This is a genomic window from Rhizobium sp. WYCCWR10014 (genome assembly GCF_001657485.1).
Taxonomy (GTDB): Bacteria; Pseudomonadota; Alphaproteobacteria; order Rhizobiales; family Rhizobiaceae; genus Rhizobium.
Window position 1 is genome coordinate 94,063 of record NZ_LXFU01000049.1, and the last position, 19,389, is coordinate 113,451.

The window sequence follows — 19,389 nt, forward strand, 5'->3', positions numbered from 1 at the left end:
CCGCGCCATATCAGGTCAACCCCTGGGAGTTGATCGCCGGCGACGCAGCGAAGCGGTGGAAGCCACGATTTTCGCGTTATTTTTCCGCAATCAGGCGCCTATTTCATAGCCAAGTGCCCACGAACGCAGCGCAATCTACCAAAATGCTGAAATTTGCCGCAATTATCGACCGCGACACTTGACCATGGTGACATTTGCGACTGTGATAGAACAACTCGCGCCGGGAGGGTGTCGAGAAAATGGGGAGGCGGCAGAGTTTTTCCGCCGAAACTTCCCACAAGAAAATACAAGACAACGGAAAAGGTTGGGAAAAAATGAAGAACAAGCTTCTGTCCGCAACGATCGGCGCAGCAGTTTTCGCTCTTGGCGCTTCGGCTGCTTCGGCCACGACACTCACAGATGTCAAGGCAAAGGGTTTCGTTCAGTGCGGCGTCAATACCGGCCTTACCGGCTTTGCCGCACCTGACGCTTCCGGCAATTGGGCCGGCTTCGACGTCGACTTCTGCAAGGCCGTCGCTTCGGCGGTGTTCGGCGACCCCACCAAGGTCAAGTACACGCCGACAAATGCGAAGGAACGCTTCACCGCTCTGCAGTCCGGTGAAATCGACGTCCTCTCGCGCAATACGACCTGGACGATCAATCGCGACACCGCACTCGGCTTCAACTTCCGTCCCGTCACCTATTATGACGGCCAGGGCTTCATGGTGCGCAAGGGCCTGAATGTGAAGTCGGCTCTCGAACTTTCCGGCGCCGCAATCTGCGTGCAGTCGGGCACGACCACCGAACTGAACCTCGCCGATTACTTCAAGACGAACAATCTGCAGTACAATCCGGTCGTCTTCGAAAATCTTCCTGAGGTCAACGCCGCCTACGACGCCGGTCGTTGCGACGTTTACACGACCGACCAGTCCGGTCTCTATTCGTTGCGTCTGACGCTGAAGAATCCCGACGAACACGTCATCCTTCCTGAGATCATCTCCAAGGAGCCGCTTGGCCCGGCTGTCCGTCAGGGTGATGATCAGTGGTTCGATATCGTTTCCTGGACGGCTTATGCGCTGATCAATGCCGAAGAGTTCGGCATCACCCAGGCAAATGTCGACGAGATGAAGAACTCGCCGAACCCTGATATCAAGCGCTTCCTCGGCAGCGAAACGGACACCAAGATCGGCACCGATCTCGGCCTGACCAATGATTGGGCCGCGAACGTCATCAAGGGCGTCGGCAACTATGGCGAAATCTTCGAGCGCAACATCGGCCAGGGCAGCCCGCTCAAGATCGCACGCGGCTTGAATGCTCTGTGGAACAAGGGCGGCATCCAGTACGCACCGCCGGTTCGTTAATCGAGCTTAGGCATGAAATCCCGGGAAGGCGGCCGAGCCGCCCTCCCATCTTCCAAAAAGCAAAAAGAAAGCCCGAAAACGGGCACAAGGGGATTGGCGCGGCATGACGCATGAGGCTGTGGATACGACACCTTTGCATGGCACCGGCTGGAGTTTCCGGTCGGCAATGTACGACCCGAAATACCGGAGCATATTTTACCAGCTTCTAACAATCGTTATTCTCGTGGGCTTTGTGTGGTGGGTGGCCCACAACACGGCCGTCAACCTTGCGCGCAGCAACACGGCATCGGGTTTCGGCTTTCTTCGCGGTCGCGCCGGTTTCGAAATCGGCCAGTCGCTGATCGGCTTTTCGAGTGACTCGACTTATGCGCGCGCACTTCTCGTCGGTATTCTGAATACCTTGCTGGTGGCGGTGACCGGCATCTTCACGGCGACTATCATCGGCTTCCTGATCGGGATCGGCCGGCTGTCGCGCAATTGGCTGATTGCAAAGCTCTGCACGGTCTATGTTGAGGTTTTCCGCAACATTCCGCCGCTGCTCGTCATCTTTTTCTGGTATCTCGGCGTTCTCTCCGTCTTGCCGCAGCCGCGCGAGTCGGTAGGTCTGCCGTTCAGCATGTACCTCAACAACAGAGGACTAGCCTTCCCTAGGCCGATTTTCGAGACAGGCATGATAGCGGTCGGCATCGCCCTGCTGATTGCGATTGTTGCCACCATCATCATCGCGCGCTGGGCCCACAAACGCCAAGCCGCAACCGGCCAGCCGTTCCACACCGTATGGACGGCGATCGCGCTGATCGTCGGCTTGCCATTGCTGGTCTTCGTTGTCTCCGGCTTTCCGCTCACCTTCGACGTTCCGGTTGCCGGAAAATTCAACCTGACGGGCGGCTCCGTCGTCGGTCCCGAATTCATGTCGCTGTTTCTCGCTCTGTCCTTCTATACCGCCTCGTTCATCGCCGAGATCGTTCGCGGCGGCATTCGCGGCGTTCCAAAGGGACAATCCGAAGCAGCCGGCGCGCTGGGGCTGCATCCGTCGAGCGTGACGAGACTTGTCGTGGTGCCGCAGGCGCTGCGCATCATCATCCCGCCGCTGACGAGCCAGTACCTGAACCTGACCAAGAACTCCTCACTCGCCATCGCGATCGGTTTCTCGGATCTCGTTGCCGTCGGTGGCACGATCCTCAATCAGAGCGGTCAAGCGATCGAGATCGTCTGCATCTGGGGTATCGTCTATCTCAGCTTGAGCATTCTCACGTCGCTGTTCATGAATTGGTTCAATGCCAAGATGGCACTGGTGGAGAGATAAGATGTCGGTCGCCGATAAACCCTTTGTCAGAACGTCCATCCTTGCCGCCGAACCGCCGCCGCCCGGCGAGAGGGGAGCCGTCGCCTGGATACGCCGCAATCTCCTGGCAACCCCGAAGGACGTGATCCTGACGATCCTCGCTCTTGCGCTCATCGCATGGGCCGTGCCGCATCTCGTCAACTGGCTGTTCATCCAGGCCGTATGGTCCGGGCCGGACCGCACATTCTGCGCAACAACGATCCAGGGCGGCATCCAGCCCGACGGCTGGAGTGGTGCATGCTGGGCCTTCATCAGCGCCAAATACAATCAGTTTATCTTCGGCCGCTATCCGCTCGATGAGCGTTGGAGGCCGGCGATCGTCGGGATTTTGTTCATTCTGCTGCTGGTTCCGATGCTGATCCCGTCTGCGCCGCGCAAAGGCCTGAACGCCATTCTTCTGTTCGCCGTCCTGCCGATCATCGCCTTCTGGCTTCTTCACGGCGGCTTCGGCCTCGAAGTGGTGGAGACTCCGCTCTGGGGTGGCTTGATGGTGACGCTCGTCCTGTCCTTTGTCGGTATTGCCGTCTCCCTACCCTGCGGCATTCTGCTTGCGCTGGGACGCCGCTCGAAGATGCCCGTCATCCGGATGCTTTGCGTCACCTTCATCGAGGTCATTCGAGGCGTTCCGCTGATCACCGTTCTGTTCATGGCAAGTGTCATGCTGCCGCTCTTCCTTCCCACAGGCTGGAACGTCGACAAACTGCTCCGGGCGCTGATCGGTGTGTCGATCTTCACGTCGGCCTATATGGCGGAAGTGATCCGCGGCGGCCTTCAGGCGATCCCGAAGGGACAGTTCGAAGGCGCCGATTCACTTGGCCTCGGCTATTGGCAAAAGACCCGGCTGATCATCATGCCGCAGGCCATCAAGCTGGTCATCCCCAGCATCGTGAACACCTTCATCGGAACGTTCAAGGACACGTCGCTGGTCACCATTATCGGCATGTTCGATCTGCTTGGCATCGTCAAGCTGAACTTCTCCGATGCCAACTGGGCAAGCGCCGTCACGCCGATCACGGGCCTGATCTTCGCGGGCTTCATCTTCTGGCTGTTCTGCTTCGGCATGTCGCGCTATTCAGGCTTCATGGAACGTCATCTCGATACCGGCCACAAACGATAAGAACGCTAAAACGATAAGAATGAGGGAAAATATCATGGCTGAAGCTCCAGCGAAAAAGCTCACCGTTTCCGCGACGGAAGTGGCGGTCGAGATCGTCAACATGAACAAGTGGTACGGCGATTTCCACGTGCTGCGCGACATCAACCTGAAGGTCATGCGCGGCGAGCGCATCGTTATCGCCGGCCCGTCGGGCTCCGGCAAGTCGACGATGATCCGCTGCATCAACCGCCTGGAAGAGCATCAGAAGGGTCGCATCATCGTCGACGGCACCGAGCTCACCAACGACCTGAAAAAGATCGACGAGGTGCGGCGCGAAGTCGGCATGGTGTTCCAGCACTTCAACCTCTTCCCGCATCTGACGATCCTGGAAAACTGCACGCTGGCGCCGATCTGGGTGCGCAAAATGCCGAAGAAGCAGGCCGAAGAAGTGGCCATGCACTTCCTGAAGCGGGTCAAAATTCCCGAGCAGGCGAACAAATATCCGGGCCAGCTCTCCGGCGGCCAGCAGCAGCGCGTGGCGATCGCGCGGTCGCTGTGCATGAACCCGAAGATCATGCTGTTCGACGAGCCGACCTCCGCACTCGATCCCGAAATGATCAAGGAAGTGCTCGACACCATGGTGGGGCTTGCCGAGGAAGGCATGACCATGCTTTGCGTCACGCATGAAATGGGCTTTGCCCGCCAGGTTGCCAACCGCGTCATCTTCATGGACCAAGGCCAGATCGTCGAGCAGAATTCGCCGGCCGAGTTCTTTGACAATCCGCAGCATGAACGCACCAAGCTGTTCCTCAGCCAGATCCTGCACTGAAGCAGGGAGCTGAAGCTTTTATAGGACCCGCCGTGCCTTCCGGCTCGGCGGGTCTTTTCACGTTCAGCGAGAGGCTGTCGCCTGCAGAAGACTGCAGAGACCGGCAAGACCGGAATCGGAGCCGCCTGAACCGGAGATATCGGCGCAACGGACGAGCATCTTGCGCTGCTCATTGACCGGCCTCGACCGGAAAGCCTCCAGGGTGCGGATCTGGGACGCACTAAGGCTACGCTCAGCCGCGGGTCTCCCGCTGCTGCCTGCCCCATCTACCCTGCCGATGGCGAGATCGGCATCGACGCCATTACCGCTACCGACCGAGGCCGTGGCGTTGGCATCGATTCCATCGGAACCGCCGGTGCGTGCATTGAGATCGGCATTGACGCCGCGCCCGCCGCCAGCCCTGGCATTGACATCGGCATCGATGCCCCGGCCACCGCCGGCATTGGCGGTCGCATCGGCATTGACGCCGTTCGAGCCGCCAACGGAAGCATTGGCATCGGCGCTGATGCCGCTCCCACTGCCAATGGAAGCCCCGACATCGGCGCTGACGGCATTGCCAGCATTCACCGACACACCGACATCGATCGCACGAGCATCGCTTGCCGGCATGGCAAGGAGGGCGCAGGTGGATGCAAGCACTGCAAAGGACAGTCTATTGTGGTTATAGGTCATGTTTTCCTCCGTTTCATTCCGCCGAACCATCTGCCCGGCAGTCGAAAATCGAGGAACGCGCGTGCCTTCGATCGATAGGACGCCTGCAACTACAAGACGTCCATGGCAAGGCAACGTGAAGGGATGACGAATGTTTCACGACAGGGCGCGGCAAGTCGGTTCGGCGGCGTATAATGATGTTTCACGGTTATTGAATTCCCAATCGCCCGACCGACTGTGCCAAAAGCGGGCATGTCTGCCGACAGTCGGAGGGTTGCTGAAGTATTCCCTCCGATGGCGCCAGCAATCTTCAGCTGACGGCGAATAATCCGATGGCAGCTTTTCCTTGATATCGACCACAGCTATCGCGGGCATTGGCTTTTCCACCAGCGATTGAACATGCTAAAAATAACTCCCTTTCCGCCTGGATATATCAAGCGGGAAGTCCATGTTTCAGAATGTTCTCATCTGATGGAACTGGAGGTTTAGAATGGGCATTTTCGACAAGATCAAACATGCAATCTTCGGAGAGGCGAAAGCAGCCGAACCCGTTGCTGCCGGCGTGCCGAAGACTGAGCCGGCGCAAGCGCCTGCCTCACCGTCGGCAGCGCCCAGTCCGGCGCCTGCGGCCCCTGCCCCGCAGAGCAAACCGGTCGCCACGGCCACCGCGCCAGGCACAGCCACTGTCGATATCGTCCCGATCCTTGACGCGGCTGTGAAGAAGAGCGGTCAGAAACTCGATTGGCGCCGCTCGATCGTAGACCTGATGAAAGCCGTCGGGATGGATGCGAGCCTGACCGAGCGCAAGGAACTTGCCGCTGAACTCGGCTATACCGGCGACACCAACGATTCCGCAAAAATGAACATGTGGCTGCACAAGGCACTGATGAAGCGGCTTTCGGAAAACGGCGGCAAGGTACCGGCCGACCTCCTGGATTGATCGATGACGGATAGCTGCCGCCATTTCTGTGGCGGCAGCTATGCGGGTAACATCTCGGGCAAGGCGACGCCGGAACAAGGCGTCCCCTTGCCCGCAGGCGCTGGAACCAATAATGTTTCACTCGATACTTCGATAATCGATCAGGGGAGAATTAAGTCCAATGAGATTGATGGCAGTCGTTGGTGTTGCACTCAGCCTGGCCTGTATATCGGCCGCAGAATCTCCTTCAAACTATCAATCCTACAGCGGCATTCGGGTCGATACCGACCCGGTCCTCCTGGCTCGATACGACAAGGCACTCCAACACTGCCTGCCGGAGGCAAGCTCATGGCGACGAGGCTCGCCGGACCCGCGGAGCCTGCATTACAACGCGGCTCTCAGAAATTGCCTCTATAGACGCAGCTTCGTCGACAGAGGCGTCTACGCCTACCCCATCCCTCAGATCTACTTCGAACATTTCCTGGATCGCTGAGACGAGCTGAGCCGGGCGTTCCAATCTGCCAAACAAAAACCCCGCCATTTTGGCGGGGCTGTCTTTAATCGAGATGCGGCTTCGCCTGCATAATTCCTTAAATCGGAAAGATGCGTGGCGCTGTCGTCAGCGTTTGCCGCCAGTTGGCGGCCGGCCCTTGCCTGCCGGGCGATTGCCGCTTCCGGACGAGGTCTTGGCGTCATTGCCCTGACCGAAATTGGTGCCGCCGAGATGGCCACCGCCGCTGGTATTGGCAACCTGGCGCTGCGCCTTGCGCAACAGTGCCTCTGCATTGGTCTTGCTCATGAAATTCTCCTCAATGGCTGGAAAACCCAGCCGGAATGCCGCCACTGACATCCGCGGTCAAAGACCGAAGGCATATCAGGCAGCGACGATGGGTGTTTGGCGGAGGCTTGCGTCGATCAAAGATTTGCCTGCATTCATGACGATTCCCCCTCAACCGGCATGACAATCACCTCCGGCAGCTGCCGGACGGCGCAGAAATCGATTTTGAAAGGAAAGATCAGCTGGCACGCCGAGGCGCAAACCAAGCTCGACAAGCAATTTCGATAGATGAATCAATATGACGGCAATGTGTTTAAAACAAGTTCCCGGCTTCTGGCTGGAGAGGCATTGCCGACTGCTTTTGCCGATTCATAGGGATGATCATGCTGCAGCTCCGGTTGGAACGCTTCTTGCAGAGTTACTAATATGTTTATGATGCAAGGACCAAATGTCATGAATCGGTACACATCGCATCAGTTTCCCGCCCTGAGGATCCTCATGAGCGGCCAAGATAGATACAGCGTCGTCAGGACCCTCGGGGATGCAGCCACCATGCTCATTTCCGAATGGCCTGGGGATGATGGCGAGGAGTATGTCGTGGCGGTGAGGACATGCCTCGATGCCATCCGCGGCACGACGCCCCCAAACGCCGCGCGGGAAGCGCTGATGAGAGCGGCTGATGAAGCCGGCATCCGTTACCTCTCGGTCGTTCACTGAGATCGCTCGAGCAGATTCAAGAGAAGAATTTGCGGAAACGCTCGAGCAGTGCAAAGCCGCCGCGACTTTCGCTTCTGCCCGGCTCATAGCCTGTCCTGGCGTTTCTCCCGTGACATCAGTTGGCTAACCACTGCAGCAGAGAGCGCGTCGTCGGCATATCCAAACGTACCGGCTGTTTTCACCTCCATAGCGGCGCGCATTAACGCCCCCAACGCGGCTCGCGCGAAAGAGCCGCCGACACTCACGCGGCGCACGCCGACGCTCGACAGTTCGGCAACAGAGTATTTTCGCCCTTTCAAACCCATGACCACGTTGACTGGTTTGTCCACGGCCGCGCAAACGGTTCTGATTGCCTCGATATCAGGCAAGCCGGGTGCGTAAAGCACGTCTGCTCCGGCGGCCGAAAATGCTTGCAGCCGTTCGATGGTGTCGTCCAGATCGGGTCTCTCCCAAAGATAGTTCTCCGCTCGCGCCGTGAGAAGGAAAGGCAGACCGCGTGCAGCCTCTGCTGCAGCATGGATGCGTTCGACGGCTTGCGACAGCTCGTAGATCGGGGCAGCAGGATTGCCTGTTGCGTCTTCGATCGATCCGCCGACAAGTCCGGTTTCGCAGGCCAAGCGGATGGTTTCCGCACAGGTTTCCGGCGACGCACCGAATCCATCTTCAAGGTCGGCAGAGACAGGAAGATCAGCAGCGCCAACGATCTCGGCAGCGTTTTCAAGAACCTCATCCCGTCCAAGGCTCGCGAATGAATCCAACTTGCCTTTGGAAAAAGCGTAGCCCGCGCTGGTGGTCGCGAGCGCCTCGAAGCCAAGGCTTGCGAGAAGGCGAGCCGAACCGGCGTCCCACGGGTTCGGGATGACAAAGGCACCGTCCCCCTGGTGAAGTGCCTTCAGTCGCTCGAACTTGGCCCTTTGATCCATAAATGCCCCCTCACGTTTCACTGAGGGCGAGACTAGCATCACGGGAACGAAATGTGAACACGCTCCGCGAACTTGCCTTGGAGAGAATGGCGACGATGGCTCTTGGGGCGCCTTTCCGTCAGTCGCACGCTCCTGGGCCAGACATGCGTCCGCAGCAGAGGCTGAATCCAGCGATTACTCATATCTTCGGTATGGCGCTTGAAATGGTGGCGACCCCTGCAGGAATCGAACCTGCGACAACCTGCTTAGAAGGCAGGTGCTCTATCCAGCTGAGCTAAGGGGCCGTCTGCTGGCCGCACCCAAGAAGCGCGGCCGGATGCGGCATATGGACGAGAAATCTCAATGCGTCCAGGGCTGCGTGCGGGTATAGCGGAAATTGTCGGGATAGGCGACAACCTGGCGTGTCGGGTCCTTCGGCGCGATGACGCGGTATTCGATGCCGTTGCGCTGGGCGTAGGCTTCGGCGAGTTCCTGCGTTTCGAAGGTGAGCTTCACCTGCTGGCGCATATCGCCCGAGGAAGTGTAGCCCATGATCGGATCGATCTTGCGCGCCGACTCCTGATCGTATTCAAGCACCCAGAGATGGGTCTTTGCCTTGCCGGACTGCATGGCGGTCTTGGCTGGACGATAGATCTTGGCAGACATGACTGCAGCGTCTCCGACTATGCGGGCAGCGCCCGCCTTTCATGGTCTCAATCCCGTTGCCGGCCCGTTCTCGGGCCTTGGCATCATCGCTGAGGATAATGCCAAGAGATGAATTTTGCTTAGCCGCGAATCCCCGCTTTTTCAAGAAAAAAGGCGGTGTACGACGCTGCTGCCGACTCTATAACGAGCCGATGCGTTTGGGAAACAAGGATATCGACGGACATGGCGCAGCCATCTCTCGAAACCCTCGGATTTCCAACCGGATTGCGCAATATTACCGCTTGTCTCATGTTTTGATCACAACCTGATTGCCGCAGCCTGCCCTTGGCACTATTTACGGCTCAGTTGGTTTCAGTGGATTTGCACTCATGATCAAACGTTCGGCGGAGTTCAATGCCATTGTGATTGGGGCTGGTATCACGGCGTTCTTCTACGTTGCCATCAGCTACGCCCAATATATCGGCCTGCTCGCCCACGGCTGAGGTAGCCTTGACGTGCAATTACGCCAGGCAGTGGATTCGTGTGCCCGGCAAGCGGTTTGGCGACCTATCAAGATTTTTCTGTCTTGCATCCACAGGTCCGGCGAGGAATCTTCGGCCAGAGCTGGATTTATGGGTTGCGACGGCGAAGTGAACCGTGTATCTCCCCTGCCATTCACGGCACGGAGTGTAGCGCAGTCTGGTAGCGCATCTGGTTTGGGACCAGAGGGTCGGGAGTTCGAATCTCTCCACTCCGACCATTCAATATCCCGATATTCTCGAATTCCTTGACAGGCGCACCGCTGCTCGCGGTCGCGCGCGCCGCTACTTCGCCTTCTTCGTCGTCGTGGCGCTGACGATCCTGTCGCCGGGCTTGATTCCCAATTTGGCAACGATGCCGGCGTTGAGTTCGACGACGTATTTCACCGCAACCATCGAATCGATGATGTCGCGCGAATAGGGCACTGCCTTTTCCTTGATGTGGCGAATCGTGCCGGTGTCGTCGGCAAAAAGCATGTCGAGCGGCAGGATGGTATTTTCCATCCACATGGTCACGCGCCGCGGCTGGTCGAAATCGAAGATCATGCCGGCATCATCGGCCATCACCTTGCGAAACATCAGGCCGCGAGCCCTCTGATCCGGGGTCGAGGCGATCTCGACGGTGAAATGCAGCACCTTGCCCGCAGCGGTCTGGATGAGCAGCGGCTCCTTGTCGAACCGTATCTCCTCGTCAGCGAATGCCGGCAGCGCAACCATGAAAAAAAGCGCCAGGATGGCGCTTCTGATGGCATCACATAGGATTAGGCCGCGCATGTTCAGTGCGACCGGCTTGCCGGGCTCGGAACGTCGGGATGGATCTCTGCGGCCATTAGGCCCTTTTCGCCGTCGCCGAAGCGGACGAGAACCACCTGGCCGGGCCGCAGTTCCGTCAGGCCGAAGCGGCGCAGCGTTTCCATGTGCACAAAGATATCTTCCGTGCCCTCGCCGCGTGTCAGGAAGCCGAAACCCTTAGTGCGGTTGAACCACTTGACCAGCGCACGCTCGAGGCCGCTCGTCGCAGTAACCTGCACATGGGTGCGTACCGGCGGCAGCTGCGAGGGATGGACCGCGGTCGACTGATCCATCGAGAGGATCTTGAAAGCCTGATAGCCGCGCTCACGGCGCTGGATGAGGGCAACGATGCGCGTTCCCTCAAGGATCGTCTGGTAACCGTCGCGGCGCAGGCAGGTCACGTGCAGGAGAACATCCTGCAAGCCGTTGTCGGGCACGATGAAGCCGAAACCCTTGGCGACATCGAACCACTTGACGACGCCGGTGATTTCAACAAGATCGACCGCCTCTCCTGATAGCTCGTCGAGGTCGGAGTATTCGTTCGATGAAATCCTGTCAGCCATTGTCGCCAGCCCCTCGAATACGCGTCACACTGTTACGGTTAACTGATTCTTGAAATCAAGATTAACATCTTGGTAACGGATAAGCGCAAGTCCTAGTTTTCGGTTATTCCCAGGTGCACATTTTATAAAGTTGACTTGCCCGAAGCTGACCTCGGTTCGCCGAAAAAAGCCAGCCCCAATAAAGGAGTAAATAGAATGCGTTATCTACATACAATGGTTCGTGTCAAAGACCTGGACGCCTCGCTTGCCTTTTACACCACCCTGTTCGGACTGGAGGAAATTCGCCGCCACGAAAACGAGAAGGGCCGCTTCACCCTGGTTTTCCTGGCTGCTCGCGACGATCTCGACCGTGCGCGCAGCGAAAAAGCCCCCTGCCTCGAGCTTACCTACAATTGGGACACGGAAGATTATAGCGGAGGACGCAATTTCGGCCACCTCGCCTATGAGGTCGACGATATTTACGCCACCTGCCAGAATCTGATGGACAACGGCATCACCATCAACCGGCCGCCGCGCGACGGGAACATGGCCTTCGTGCGCTCACCCGACGGCATCTCGATCGAAATCCTGCAGAAGGGCAGCCCGCTTCCGGCCGCCGAACCCTGGGCTTCGATGGGCAATACCGGCGCCTGGTAAGGGTTTTCGCCGCAAGGCTTTTGCGAGGCTTGCGGCTTTTTCGATTTCGGGTCCGGCCGGCGCCTCGGCGCTTGCCGCGATCCCACGCCGCAGGCAATCTTCTAGCGACTCGAAGCGGGAGAGAAGCGTTTTTCGCTTATTTTCCGCATCAACTGGAGACTGTCGCTTGCGTAAGATGCAGATGCGGATGCCCGTGACGGGCGCTTTGCTGATCGCCACCTCGGTGCTGGCGCTGTCCGGCTGTGCGTCGGACAAGAAGGCGCTCGATTCGGCGGCGGTGGTTCCGGCTGTGCCGGCCGCAGCACCGCAGCTGGCCACGGCAGCGCCTGCAAGCCCTGCCCCACGTTCGGTCTATACCGATCCGCGGCTCGTCAACGTCTCCGGCGTCCAGGGCGCGCCTCAGGTCGTGGCACAAGATCCGAATGCAGCCGTCCCGCCCGCCGGCTCGGCAACGGCGGCGCCTGCCAATATTGGCGGGCTCGTCCTGCAGTCGACCCGGATCAACGCGCAGGCGATGAGCATCTTTTCCGATCACCAGCCGGCGCCGCAGAACAACAGCACGTCCACCGTCATTCAGCCGCAGGCCTATGTGCCGGTGGAAGGTGCAGCACCGGCGCGAAGCAGCGTCTACAGCCAGCCGCCCGTGCCCCAACAGCCGGCGGAGCCGGTGCTGCCGCAGCAATCCTCGCAGAATAGCAGCACGCAGCTTGCGCCCGTGCAGACGGCGTCGCTGGCGACGGGCAGCATTCCGACCTCGACGATGAACGCGCTCTACAGCGCGCCAAAGCAGAACCTGCTCGGCAGCCTCTCCGGCCTGCTACACAAGGCGGCCCTGCCCGGCATGACGCGCATCGCGCCGAACGGGCTGCATCTCCAGAACGACAAGGTCGAGGTCGGCTGCTTCAAGCCTGACCTGTTGAAAGTGATGAAGACGGTCGAAAGCCATTTCGGCCGGCCTGTTATCGTCACCTCCGGCTACCGTGACGACGAGCACAATCGCCTCGTCGGCGGTGCTGACGAATCGATGCACAAGAGCTGCGAGGCCGCCGACATCCAGATCGACGGCGTGACGAAATGGGATATCGCCGCCTATATCCGCTCCTTGCCGGACCGCGGCGGCGTCGGCACCTACTGCCATACGGATTCGGTCCACCTCGATACCGGCAAAAGCCGCGACTGGAACTGGGGCTGCGGCGGCAAACGCGCACCGATAACGACGGCAAGAGCGATCTGACGGCCGCGCGATTTTCACATTACGTTACGGCAGCGTCGCCTCAGCTCGTTAAAGAAACAACCGACAGCCTATTGATTCAGCTTCAATAATTGGCTTCTCGAATGCGCTCGGATTTCCTGTCATTTTTTTGAAAGAAACCGCAATTGCCGCTTGCGGGATTCAAAACGCCTGACTATAAGGGCGCCACCACGAAGGAAGCGCCCTTCGTCTATCGGTTAGGACACCAGATTTTCATTCTGGGAAGAGGGGTTCGACTCCCCTAGGGCGTACCACTTTCTCTCCATACAGAAGCCAACACTTCCACTTGCAGAAGCCGGCGCGCGCTCCTATTTTAACGAGGCTGCCTGCGCCCTTCGTCTATCGGTTAGGACGACAGATTCTCATTCTGTAAAGAGGGGTTCGACTCCCCTAGGGCGTACCACTTCTGGTCACAGAAGCCATTCTCGGCGTTCTATTCGACCAGACCAGAGCTCGGCTGCTCTGATATGCATCAGGGGAGCGACGGTCCATTCAGAGAGGCGCCGAGCTTGATGCCTCCGAATGTTTCGGGCAGATCGACGACGTAGATCTTCCAGGGCCGTTTCACCATGTCCTGCTTGTTGCCGAACAGCCTCGTTCGGCGGGATTGCGTGACCGGAATATAGAGCTTGCGATCGACACTGATGAACGATCCATCCGGACTGATGAACTCGTCATCCGACGTCAGCACCGCAGTCTGTCCGGTCGGTGACAAGACCGCCACCCGCTTGTTGTCCAGTTCAGAGAGATAGAGATTACCGTACGTATCAAGGGCGCAGCCGCCGCTGCGTGCGATCGTCGCGTATTCCTCGACCTGTCCGGCGAGGTCCTCATCCGAAAGCGACGAGTCGCGCAGCGCTGCGGTCTTGATCTTGATGAACGGGCCGGTCGGTGCCGCACATAAAGCCACTCCCCGTCGTCGCTGACCTCGATCATGTCGATCTTGGGGGTCTGATGGCTCCCCTGCTGCATATTCGGTTCGACCTTTGCCTGCATTGCAGGAGAACCAGACATCCGGCGAAGCGTAACGCCGGTCTTGAGGTCATGATAGATCAAGGCGCCCAACCCGGAGTCCGTGACGTAGACATGATCGCCGAACACGCGCAAATCGTTCAATTTCGCGCCCTTCGGCAGAATGTCGTCGCCGAAGCGCAGAACCCGCAGCACCTCGCCGGAGTCCGCATCCAATTGAACAAGCTTCTGTGCGCCCTTGTGAGGCTCGGAAAGCGCGGGCGGATAGGAGTCTGCGCGCAGTGCTCCCTGGTCCACCGCCCAGACAGTCCCGTCCTTGAAGACATGGATCGAGTTGACATAGACGAAGCTTTCAAAACCGTCGTCACCCGGCTTCCATTCGTTCCAGGCATTTCCCGGGAAGGCGGCTGGTTTTCCGTCCAGGCCCCGTTTTGCGAGACAGGGCGTCTGATCATAATCCGGATAGCGTGGCAGGCCGAAGAACATGTCTCCTTTTGCCGTCAGCGCCACTTGATTGCAGAACCATGGTATTTCTGCAGCCACTGTGTGATTGAGCTCTGCTCCTGCCGCCGATACACCTTTCAATGGCAGCAATCCGGAAGCCGCAGTGCAGGCAGCAGCAGTCATAAATCTCCGACGACCAATTTTCATGATATCCTCCTGTTGGTATAATCACACGGCGGCAAGCAAACGACCGACATCGAATCCGCGCGCAAACGCCCCGCACTCGCGTGCGCGTGGGACGCTGCGACTGGAACAACGCGGTAGCCTGGGAACGACCCGCCAATTCTCAGGGCTGGACCCGTCTTATCGGCAGGATCGATCGCCTCTATGAGCTCTGCGATCCTTGTAGATCGGCACTGCCGCTCGGCCGGCGATCAGGGCTTTTCAGCGATATCCCTTTCCGACATACCGATTCCCTCCAGAATCTTTTTCCGCAGGTAGGCGTCACGGCTTGGGTAGAGCGTCGAGGTCCGCATGGCAGCTTCCCCCTCGTGGAACCGAATGAACTGGCCGCCTGACTGAGGGGTCACCTGCCCCCAGTGCGGAACGCTGTTGCCGTTCGGATCGCCAGTCTTGATGAAGTTTGCGAGATAGGTGATGGCCATGTCGCGCATCGCGAAATCCGGGTCCGTCCACGGAAGCTGGTCACGATTGCCGGGGCGCAGCGAGCCGTTGAAATACCAGTTGTCTCCCGCATGCCAAGCGCGACGAAAGCCCTGATCCTTGCCCGGCGGCCAGTGGTCCCAATAGTAGAGATAGACGTTGGCGCTGCTGTGGGCTTTGGCGAATTCCGCCCCGAGGCGCACATATTCGAACATGTAGTCGTTCAACATCCGCAGCGATAATCGATAGGCTTCCACCGGGTCGTTCGTCTGGTAGAGCGGAAAGACGGCGTCGTCGACATTGCCCGCCTGGTGCGGTCGGATCGCCGCCAGCATCGCCTCATGCTGCTCGCCCTCGGTCATTTTCAGGTCGTTCGGCCGCAGTCCGGTATATTCGTCCGCCGTCTGCCCGATTATAATATCCAGACCGTCGAAATCGCCCGGCTGAAGCAGGTTTACCGACTCCTTGGTGAACACATAGTCGTCGATGGTATAGAACTGGTTCGTCGCGACGGCGCCTGTCATTGCACCGTAGAGCGTTTCCTTTCCGCCCTGCCAATTCTCCAGCCAGGTCTTGCTGTCGATCGCCCGAAGGTCGGCAAGCGTCACCGCTTTGCCGAAGAGCTTGTTGACCGCATCCTGGTTTTGCTGGGACTTCTTGGCAAAGTCGACAACCTTCCCCGGCAGGAAGCCGGTGAAGCTCGATTGAATGAACGCGCGCTTGAAGAGACCCTTTGCCAGCGGCGTCCGGAGGAGCGCGACGGTGTTTTCGCCACCCGCCGACTGGCCGCCGATCGTCACGGTCTTCGGATCCCCTCCAAACGACTCCGCGTTCTTCTGTATCCAATGAAGGGCATCGACGAGATCGAGGACCCCGAAATTGCCTTTCGGGCCCTTGCCACTGTCCTTGTCCATCTCCGGCAGCGACAGCCAGCCCATCGCTCCAAGGCGATATTGAACGGAAACGACGACCACGCCTTTCGCGGCCAGTTGCGCGGCATAGAGGTCTTTCATCTCGCTCGAACCCAGGCGATTGGCGCCGCCGTGGATGAGCATATAAACGGGCAGCCGATCGCCGGTGCTGTGGGCCGGGGTCCAGACCGCAAGGTTCAAGCCGCTGTCGCTGATCGGCGCCCGGCCGAGACTGTTTGGGTTCTGGAGCATCTGGTCGCCCCACTTGTCAGCCGCGACAACACCATCCCATGGCTTGACCGGCGGCGCCGGCTTCCAACGGTTTCCCCCACCGACATTTCCGGCGAATGGAATGCCGAGGAACTGGGTAACGCCGGGTGTGTCGCTCGGTACGCCCTCGACCCGGCCTCCGGTAACAGTCGCCAGCGTGATTGGCGCGGCTGCATCGGTCGCGTCCGCACTGTTTGCCGCGCTCAGCAACAGGCTTGCCATCAGGACGATAGCACCCGTTCTACTCTTGCCGACGACAGCCTTGAACGTCCCACTCGTTCTCATGCCTTCCTCCCAGGTTGATTGCTCTATCGCCGCGTGGAACAGCCGGTGCCAATCAGGGCGGCACGACGACATCGGCGTGTCCGTTCAGCACCAGAGACAGGCGAACAAAACCGCTCGCCTTCTGCTCCTTGACGAAAGCGCGCGTGAACGCGGCTGCGGCAGGGCGATCCGCACTGATGCCAACGGCCTGAGGAATGGCCATGAACGGTTCCTGCATCACTGCAAAGTCGGTCTTGTCGCGAGCAACGATCGACATGGCCTGCCGCACGCCCGCCAGACCATCGAGATCTCCGGCCGTCAAAGCCGCCACCGCTTCCGGAAAACTGTCGAAACGGATCAGTTCGCCGGCTCCGCCCTGTCTTGAGAGGAACAGTTCATAGGCACTTCCCTTGACGGCGCCGATTTTCAGTCGCAGCCGTTCCACGTCCTTCAGGCCCAATGTCCCCGCAGCGCGGCGTATCAGAAATGCGCCTTCTATCTGGACATAAGGTTCGCTGTAGGCGATGCGCTCGGCTCGCTGCGGATCGATTGCGAGGAAACACACGTCCCACTCCCCGGTGCCGACACTTGCGGACACATCGCCGGCTTTGTCGTAATGGCGAAAGCGGATCGGGAGCGAGAGTTTTTCTGCAAGCGAGCGTGCGAGGTCCACCGACACGCCCGTCGGCGTCTCGTCCGTCGGCCCGCGCCGAACCAGCACGACATTGCCGTGATTGAGGGCGCAGACCAGCGTTCCGGAAGGAGCGATCTCACTGCGGATCGCCTCAAGGTCAAAATCGCTCACGGTTTTCTCCTGATGCTGAACTCATACCTTCCGGGACTAGATGGATTTCATCCACTCATCTTCGGTCGGGAACTGCGTGATCATCAGTTCCAGCCCATCCTCGCCAGCCGTGATGGTCGGCGCAGGATCGTCGAACCGCACGAACATCAGCGAGAAGGGATGATAGGTCCGGCCTTCATGGATGAGACTGCCGTTGAGGACGATCAGGTACTGGCCGCCGCTGCCGCTCGGATCGGGCGCCTGCGCCGCCATGGTCGGCCCCAGCCGGAAAACCTTGCAGTTCATGCCATCATCACCCGGCTGCTCCTCGATGATGGTGTCGACAGTCAACTCGGTGCGATTGCGGAGAACCGGCTCTATCGACAGCGCCACGGCACCCGACGTGCGATGACGGCGTTTGGTGGGTTTAAGCTTTTCGCGAACGTTCGGCGTCGTCAGGTAGACGAGCCCGGCGTCGGTCTTGCTGCGCAAAGTCAGGTATGACAGTCCCTGTTCGCTGGCGATCAGCGGGCCATAGCCGGTGTGATGGTCGGCGTAATGCACGGTAACGAGACGCACTTCGTCGCGGCCGATCGTGCCGCTCCCGGCGATGAAGACCTGGAACTGGTCGACGATGTGGAAATGCGAGTCGAGCTTTTGATGAGCGTTCAAATCGAGCCGGAAGGCCTGTGGATCGGGGGCGGCAATGTCCGAGTTCTTGCCGAACATGTTGATCTTCCAGGATTGGCCGCGGCGAAAGCGGGTCGCTTCTTTTTCGGTGTAGGACGCAGTTTGCATCGATTGATCCTCCTTGGGCCGTCGCGCCGATTTGCTTCAATGGTGATGCGCTTCAATGGTGATGGGGTGGCGGAAACTCGACATCGAGCGCTGCGGCAAGCGCGTCCCGGTCCATCCCGATCATCTCGTGCAATTTGCCGAACTGCTGTGGGGCGTTGATTGTCTGGACGGCAACGAGACGATCGCGCTTGAAGCCCAGAACCGAAAACGCGCCGCTGGCCGGTGCGTTCAGCACAGCTTCCATGTCGGCGCCGTTCACCTCGCCCGACATCTGGATCTGGATGGCGGCCTGATGCGACCAATAGCGCGGCAGACGCTTGGGCGGCGGTGACGCCCCGGTGATTGCCACAGCAACGATCTTCGCCTGATCCTGCCCGGGATTGACCGCTTCGTTTCGGACGTGGCGTCCGAGCACCGGATCGTACCAAGCGGAGCAATCGCCAACGGCATAGACGGCCGGGTGCGATGAACGCCCGATCTCGGAAACGAGAATGCCGTTGTTCACCTCAAGGCCCGCGTCGCGCGCCAAGTTTTCATGGGGTGCCGCCCCGATCGCCAGCACGACGATATCGGCCTCAATCTGCTCGCCATCGCTTAAGGTGACTAGATCAATACCCCGGCCGCCGTCGCGGGCGATCGTCGTCACCACGGCACCGAAGCGAACATGAAGCCCCTGGTTCAGATGCCGGTCGAGCACGTAATTAGCGATCGACTTGCTGACCGTCCGCTCCATCAGCCTGGAACCGGCCTCGATGACCGTGACGTCGCGGCCCTTTGCCAAAGCCATTGCGGCGATTTCCATGCCGATCAGCCCGCCGCCGATGATCGCGACCGACTTTGCGCCGGCAAGGCGCGCCTTCAATCCGATCAGATCATCATGCGTGCGCAGGGTGTGGGCGACGCCGTCGGCATCCACAGACGTGGGCAAACGACGGGGTTCGGCCCCACAGGCGAGGATCAGGCGCCCGTAAGGAAAGCGCGCTCCATCCTCGGAGAGTGCATAACTTTCCGCTACATTCAACGCGACGATCTTTACAGCCTGAATGAGGTCGATCCGGTTCGAGGCGTAGAAGGTCTCCGGGCGGAGCGGCGTCAGTGTATAGTCGTCCTTCGACAGCGCTTCTTTCGAGAGCGGCGGACGATGGTAGGGAAGGACGTTCTCCTGCGTCACCAGCATGATGGAGCCGTCATATTTGGCGCCGCGCAATGCGGCCGCAACAGCGACCCCGGAATGGGACGCACCAATGATCAAGATATCAGACATCAAAGGTTCGGCGAT

21 protein-coding genes and 4 tRNA genes are annotated in these 19,389 nt (G+C 59.2%); 12 read left to right on the forward strand and 13 right to left on the reverse strand.

Annotation, left to right across the window (positions count from 1 at the left end; genetic code table 11):
- Positions 1-314: 314 nt before the first annotated feature.
- The 4 genes from A6U98_RS28110 to A6U98_RS28125 all read left to right on the forward strand — a co-directional run bounded on the left by A6U98_RS28110 (position 315) and on the right by A6U98_RS28125 (position 4,610).
- The gene (locus A6U98_RS28110) at positions 315-1,340 is read left to right on the forward strand and encodes an amino acid ABC transporter substrate-binding protein (RefSeq protein WP_064654240.1); all 1,026 of its coding nucleotides are present in this window, start codon (positions 315-317) and stop codon (positions 1,338-1,340) included.
- 103 nt (positions 1,341-1,443) lie between these two features.
- The gene (locus A6U98_RS28115; RefSeq protein WP_064654241.1) at positions 1,444-2,646 is read left to right on the forward strand and encodes an amino acid ABC transporter permease; all 1,203 of its coding nucleotides are present in this window, start codon (positions 1,444-1,446) and stop codon (positions 2,644-2,646) included.
- 1 nt (position 2,647) lies between these two features.
- Entirely contained in the window at positions 2,648-3,802 is a 1,155-nt protein-coding gene (locus tag A6U98_RS28120; RefSeq protein ID WP_064654242.1) for an amino acid ABC transporter permease, read from the forward strand.
- Between the two features lie 34 nt (positions 3,803-3,836).
- Entirely contained in the window at positions 3,837-4,610 is a 774-nt protein-coding gene (locus A6U98_RS28125) for an amino acid ABC transporter ATP-binding protein (protein ID WP_064654243.1), read from the forward strand.
- Positions 4,611-4,673: 63 nt separating this feature from the next.
- Here A6U98_RS28125 and A6U98_RS28130 read toward each other — a convergent pair whose 3' ends face one another.
- A complete protein-coding gene (locus tag A6U98_RS28130) occupies positions 4,674-5,282 on the reverse strand; it encodes a hypothetical protein (protein WP_064654244.1) in 609 nt (202 codons plus the stop codon).
- A gap of 469 nt (positions 5,283-5,751) precedes the next feature.
- Here A6U98_RS28130 and A6U98_RS28135 point away from each other — a divergent pair, with 469 nt between their 5' ends.
- Positions 5,752-6,201: a DUF3597 domain-containing protein gene (locus tag A6U98_RS28135; protein WP_064654245.1), complete on the forward strand. Its 450-nt coding sequence runs from the start codon at positions 5,752-5,754 to the stop codon at positions 6,199-6,201.
- Between the two features lie 160 nt (positions 6,202-6,361).
- Complete coding sequence (locus A6U98_RS28140; protein WP_064654246.1) at positions 6,362-6,673, forward strand: hypothetical protein; 312 nt, start codon at positions 6,362-6,364, stop codon at positions 6,671-6,673.
- A gap of 126 nt (positions 6,674-6,799) precedes the next feature.
- Here the strand turns inward: A6U98_RS28140 and A6U98_RS28145 are convergent, their stop codons facing one another.
- A complete protein-coding gene (locus A6U98_RS28145) occupies positions 6,800-6,979 on the reverse strand; it encodes a hypothetical protein (RefSeq protein WP_018241869.1) in 180 nt (59 codons plus the stop codon).
- 405 nt (positions 6,980-7,384) lie between these two features.
- On the opposite strand from A6U98_RS28145, the gene A6U98_RS28155 reads away from it, so the two are divergent.
- Positions 7,385-7,675, forward strand: coding sequence for a DUF982 domain-containing protein (locus A6U98_RS28155; protein WP_064654247.1), 291 nt, complete (start codon positions 7,385-7,387; stop codon positions 7,673-7,675).
- Positions 7,676-7,758: 83 nt separating this feature from the next.
- Here the strand turns inward: A6U98_RS28155 and A6U98_RS28160 are convergent, their stop codons facing one another.
- The 3 genes from A6U98_RS28160 to A6U98_RS28170 all read right to left on the reverse strand — a co-directional run bounded on the left by A6U98_RS28160 (position 7,759) and on the right by A6U98_RS28170 (position 9,243).
- Positions 7,759-8,598, reverse strand: a complete 840-nt coding sequence (locus A6U98_RS28160; protein WP_064654248.1) for an isocitrate lyase/phosphoenolpyruvate mutase family protein — start codon at positions 8,596-8,598, stop codon at positions 7,759-7,761.
- Between the two features lie 207 nt (positions 8,599-8,805).
- Positions 8,806-8,882 (reverse strand) — tRNA-Arg (locus tag A6U98_RS28165).
- A 55-nt stretch (positions 8,883-8,937) separates the two neighbouring features.
- Positions 8,938-9,243 (reverse strand): ETC complex I subunit, encoded by a 306-nt coding sequence (locus tag A6U98_RS28170; RefSeq protein WP_064654249.1) that lies wholly within the window; start codon positions 9,241-9,243, stop codon positions 8,938-8,940.
- Between the two features lie 662 nt (positions 9,244-9,905).
- Here A6U98_RS28170 and A6U98_RS28175 point away from each other — a divergent pair.
- Positions 9,906-9,982 (forward strand) — tRNA-Pro (locus A6U98_RS28175).
- A 64-nt stretch (positions 9,983-10,046) separates the two neighbouring features.
- Here A6U98_RS28175 and A6U98_RS28180 read toward each other — a convergent pair.
- Both A6U98_RS28180 and A6U98_RS28185 read right to left on the reverse strand, forming a co-directional pair.
- On the reverse strand, positions 10,047-10,535 hold the full coding sequence (locus A6U98_RS28180; RefSeq protein WP_064654250.1) for a DUF192 domain-containing protein: 489 nt from the start codon (positions 10,533-10,535) through the stop codon (positions 10,047-10,049).
- A gap of 2 nt (positions 10,536-10,537) precedes the next feature.
- On the reverse strand, positions 10,538-11,116 hold the full coding sequence (locus A6U98_RS28185; RefSeq protein ID WP_003539135.1) for a cold-shock protein: 579 nt from the start codon (positions 11,114-11,116) through the stop codon (positions 10,538-10,540).
- Between the two features lie 195 nt (positions 11,117-11,311).
- On the opposite strand from A6U98_RS28185, the gene gloA reads away from it, so the two are divergent.
- The 4 genes from gloA to A6U98_RS28205 all read left to right on the forward strand — a co-directional run bounded on the left by gloA (position 11,312) and on the right by A6U98_RS28205 (position 13,407).
- Positions 11,312-11,752 carry a lactoylglutathione lyase gene (gene gloA / locus A6U98_RS28190; protein ID WP_003539134.1) on the forward strand — a complete coding sequence of 147 codons (441 nt, stop codon included), beginning with the start codon at positions 11,312-11,314 and terminating at the stop codon, positions 11,750-11,752.
- Between the two features lie 166 nt (positions 11,753-11,918).
- The gene (locus A6U98_RS28195) at positions 11,919-12,986 is read left to right on the forward strand and encodes a D-Ala-D-Ala carboxypeptidase family metallohydrolase (RefSeq protein WP_064654251.1); all 1,068 of its coding nucleotides are present in this window, start codon (positions 11,919-11,921) and stop codon (positions 12,984-12,986) included.
- 197 nt (positions 12,987-13,183) lie between these two features.
- Positions 13,184-13,258, forward strand: a tRNA-Glu gene (locus A6U98_RS28200).
- 74 nt (positions 13,259-13,332) lie between these two features.
- Positions 13,333-13,407: transfer RNA gene (locus A6U98_RS28205), tRNA-Glu, on the forward strand.
- Positions 13,408-13,476: 69 nt separating this feature from the next.
- Here the strand turns inward: A6U98_RS28205 and A6U98_RS37860 are convergent.
- The 6 genes from A6U98_RS37860 to A6U98_RS28230 all read right to left on the reverse strand — a co-directional run bounded on the left by A6U98_RS37860 (position 13,477) and on the right by A6U98_RS28230 (position 19,374).
- Positions 13,477-13,695 (reverse strand): hypothetical protein, encoded by a 219-nt coding sequence (locus A6U98_RS37860; RefSeq protein ID WP_245304580.1) that lies wholly within the window; start codon positions 13,693-13,695, stop codon positions 13,477-13,479.
- A complete protein-coding gene (locus tag A6U98_RS28210; protein WP_245304581.1) occupies positions 13,689-14,627 on the reverse strand; it encodes a major royal jelly family protein in 939 nt (312 codons plus the stop codon). The genes A6U98_RS37860 and A6U98_RS28210 overlap by 7 nt, the downstream gene beginning before the upstream one ends.
- A gap of 227 nt (positions 14,628-14,854) precedes the next feature.
- Entirely contained in the window at positions 14,855-16,549 is a 1,695-nt protein-coding gene (locus A6U98_RS28215; protein WP_064654252.1) for a carboxylesterase family protein, read from the reverse strand.
- A gap of 52 nt (positions 16,550-16,601) precedes the next feature.
- Positions 16,602-17,333, reverse strand: a complete 732-nt coding sequence (locus tag A6U98_RS28220) for a transporter substrate-binding domain-containing protein (protein WP_064654253.1) — start codon at positions 17,331-17,333, stop codon at positions 16,602-16,604.
- Positions 17,334-17,369: 36 nt separating this feature from the next.
- Positions 17,370-18,110, reverse strand: coding sequence for a hypothetical protein (locus A6U98_RS28225; RefSeq protein ID WP_064654254.1), 741 nt, complete (start codon positions 18,108-18,110; stop codon positions 17,370-17,372).
- A 52-nt stretch (positions 18,111-18,162) separates the two neighbouring features.
- Entirely contained in the window at positions 18,163-19,374 is a 1,212-nt protein-coding gene (locus A6U98_RS28230; RefSeq protein WP_064654323.1) for an FAD-dependent oxidoreductase, read from the reverse strand.
- Positions 19,375-19,389 lie beyond the last annotated feature (15 nt).

What these genes read in the sequence shown, in the direction of transcription:
- A6U98_RS28110 (WP_064654240.1), top strand. Translation starts at nt 315, where the DNA reads ATGAAGAACAAGCTTCTGTCCGCAACGATCGGCGCAGCAGTTTTCGCT.
- A6U98_RS28115 (WP_064654241.1), top strand. Translation starts at nt 1,444, where the DNA reads ATGACGCATGAGGCTGTGGATACGACACCTTTGCATGGCACCGGCTGG.
- A6U98_RS28120 (WP_064654242.1), top strand. Translation starts at nt 2,648, where the DNA reads ATGTCGGTCGCCGATAAACCCTTTGTCAGAACGTCCATCCTTGCCGCC.
- A6U98_RS28125 (WP_064654243.1), top strand. Translation starts at nt 3,837, where the DNA reads ATGGCTGAAGCTCCAGCGAAAAAGCTCACCGTTTCCGCGACGGAAGTG.
- A6U98_RS28130 (WP_064654244.1), bottom strand. Translation starts at nt 5,282, where the DNA reads ATGACCTATAACCACAATAGACTGTCCTTTGCAGTGCTTGCATCCACC.
- A6U98_RS28135 (WP_064654245.1), top strand. Translation starts at nt 5,752, where the DNA reads ATGGGCATTTTCGACAAGATCAAACATGCAATCTTCGGAGAGGCGAAA.
- A6U98_RS28140 (WP_064654246.1), top strand. Translation starts at nt 6,362, where the DNA reads ATGAGATTGATGGCAGTCGTTGGTGTTGCACTCAGCCTGGCCTGTATA.
- A6U98_RS28145 (WP_018241869.1), bottom strand. Translation starts at nt 6,979, where the DNA reads ATGAGCAAGACCAATGCAGAGGCACTGTTGCGCAAGGCGCAGCGCCAG.
- A6U98_RS28155 (WP_064654247.1), top strand. Translation starts at nt 7,385, where the DNA reads ATGTTTATGATGCAAGGACCAAATGTCATGAATCGGTACACATCGCAT.
- A6U98_RS28160 (WP_064654248.1), bottom strand. Translation starts at nt 8,598, where the DNA reads ATGGATCAAAGGGCCAAGTTCGAGCGACTGAAGGCACTTCACCAGGGG.
- A6U98_RS28170 (WP_064654249.1), bottom strand. Translation starts at nt 9,243, where the DNA reads ATGTCTGCCAAGATCTATCGTCCAGCCAAGACCGCCATGCAGTCCGGC.
- A6U98_RS28180 (WP_064654250.1), bottom strand. Translation starts at nt 10,535, where the DNA reads ATGCGCGGCCTAATCCTATGTGATGCCATCAGAAGCGCCATCCTGGCG.
- A6U98_RS28185 (WP_003539135.1), bottom strand. Translation starts at nt 11,116, where the DNA reads ATGGCTGACAGGATTTCATCGAACGAATACTCCGACCTCGACGAGCTA.
- gloA (WP_003539134.1), top strand. Translation starts at nt 11,312, where the DNA reads ATGCGTTATCTACATACAATGGTTCGTGTCAAAGACCTGGACGCCTCG.
- A6U98_RS28210 (WP_245304581.1), bottom strand. Translation starts at nt 14,627, where the DNA reads ATGAAAATTGGTCGTCGGAGATTTATGACTGCTGCTGCCTGCACTGCG.
- A6U98_RS28215 (WP_064654252.1), bottom strand. Translation starts at nt 16,549, where the DNA reads ATGAGAACGAGTGGGACGTTCAAGGCTGTCGTCGGCAAGAGTAGAACG.
- A6U98_RS28225 (WP_064654254.1), bottom strand. Translation starts at nt 18,110, where the DNA reads ATGCAAACTGCGTCCTACACCGAAAAAGAAGCGACCCGCTTTCGCCGC.
- A6U98_RS28230 (WP_064654323.1), bottom strand. Translation starts at nt 19,374, where the DNA reads ATGTCTGATATCTTGATCATTGGTGCGTCCCATTCCGGGGTCGCTGTT.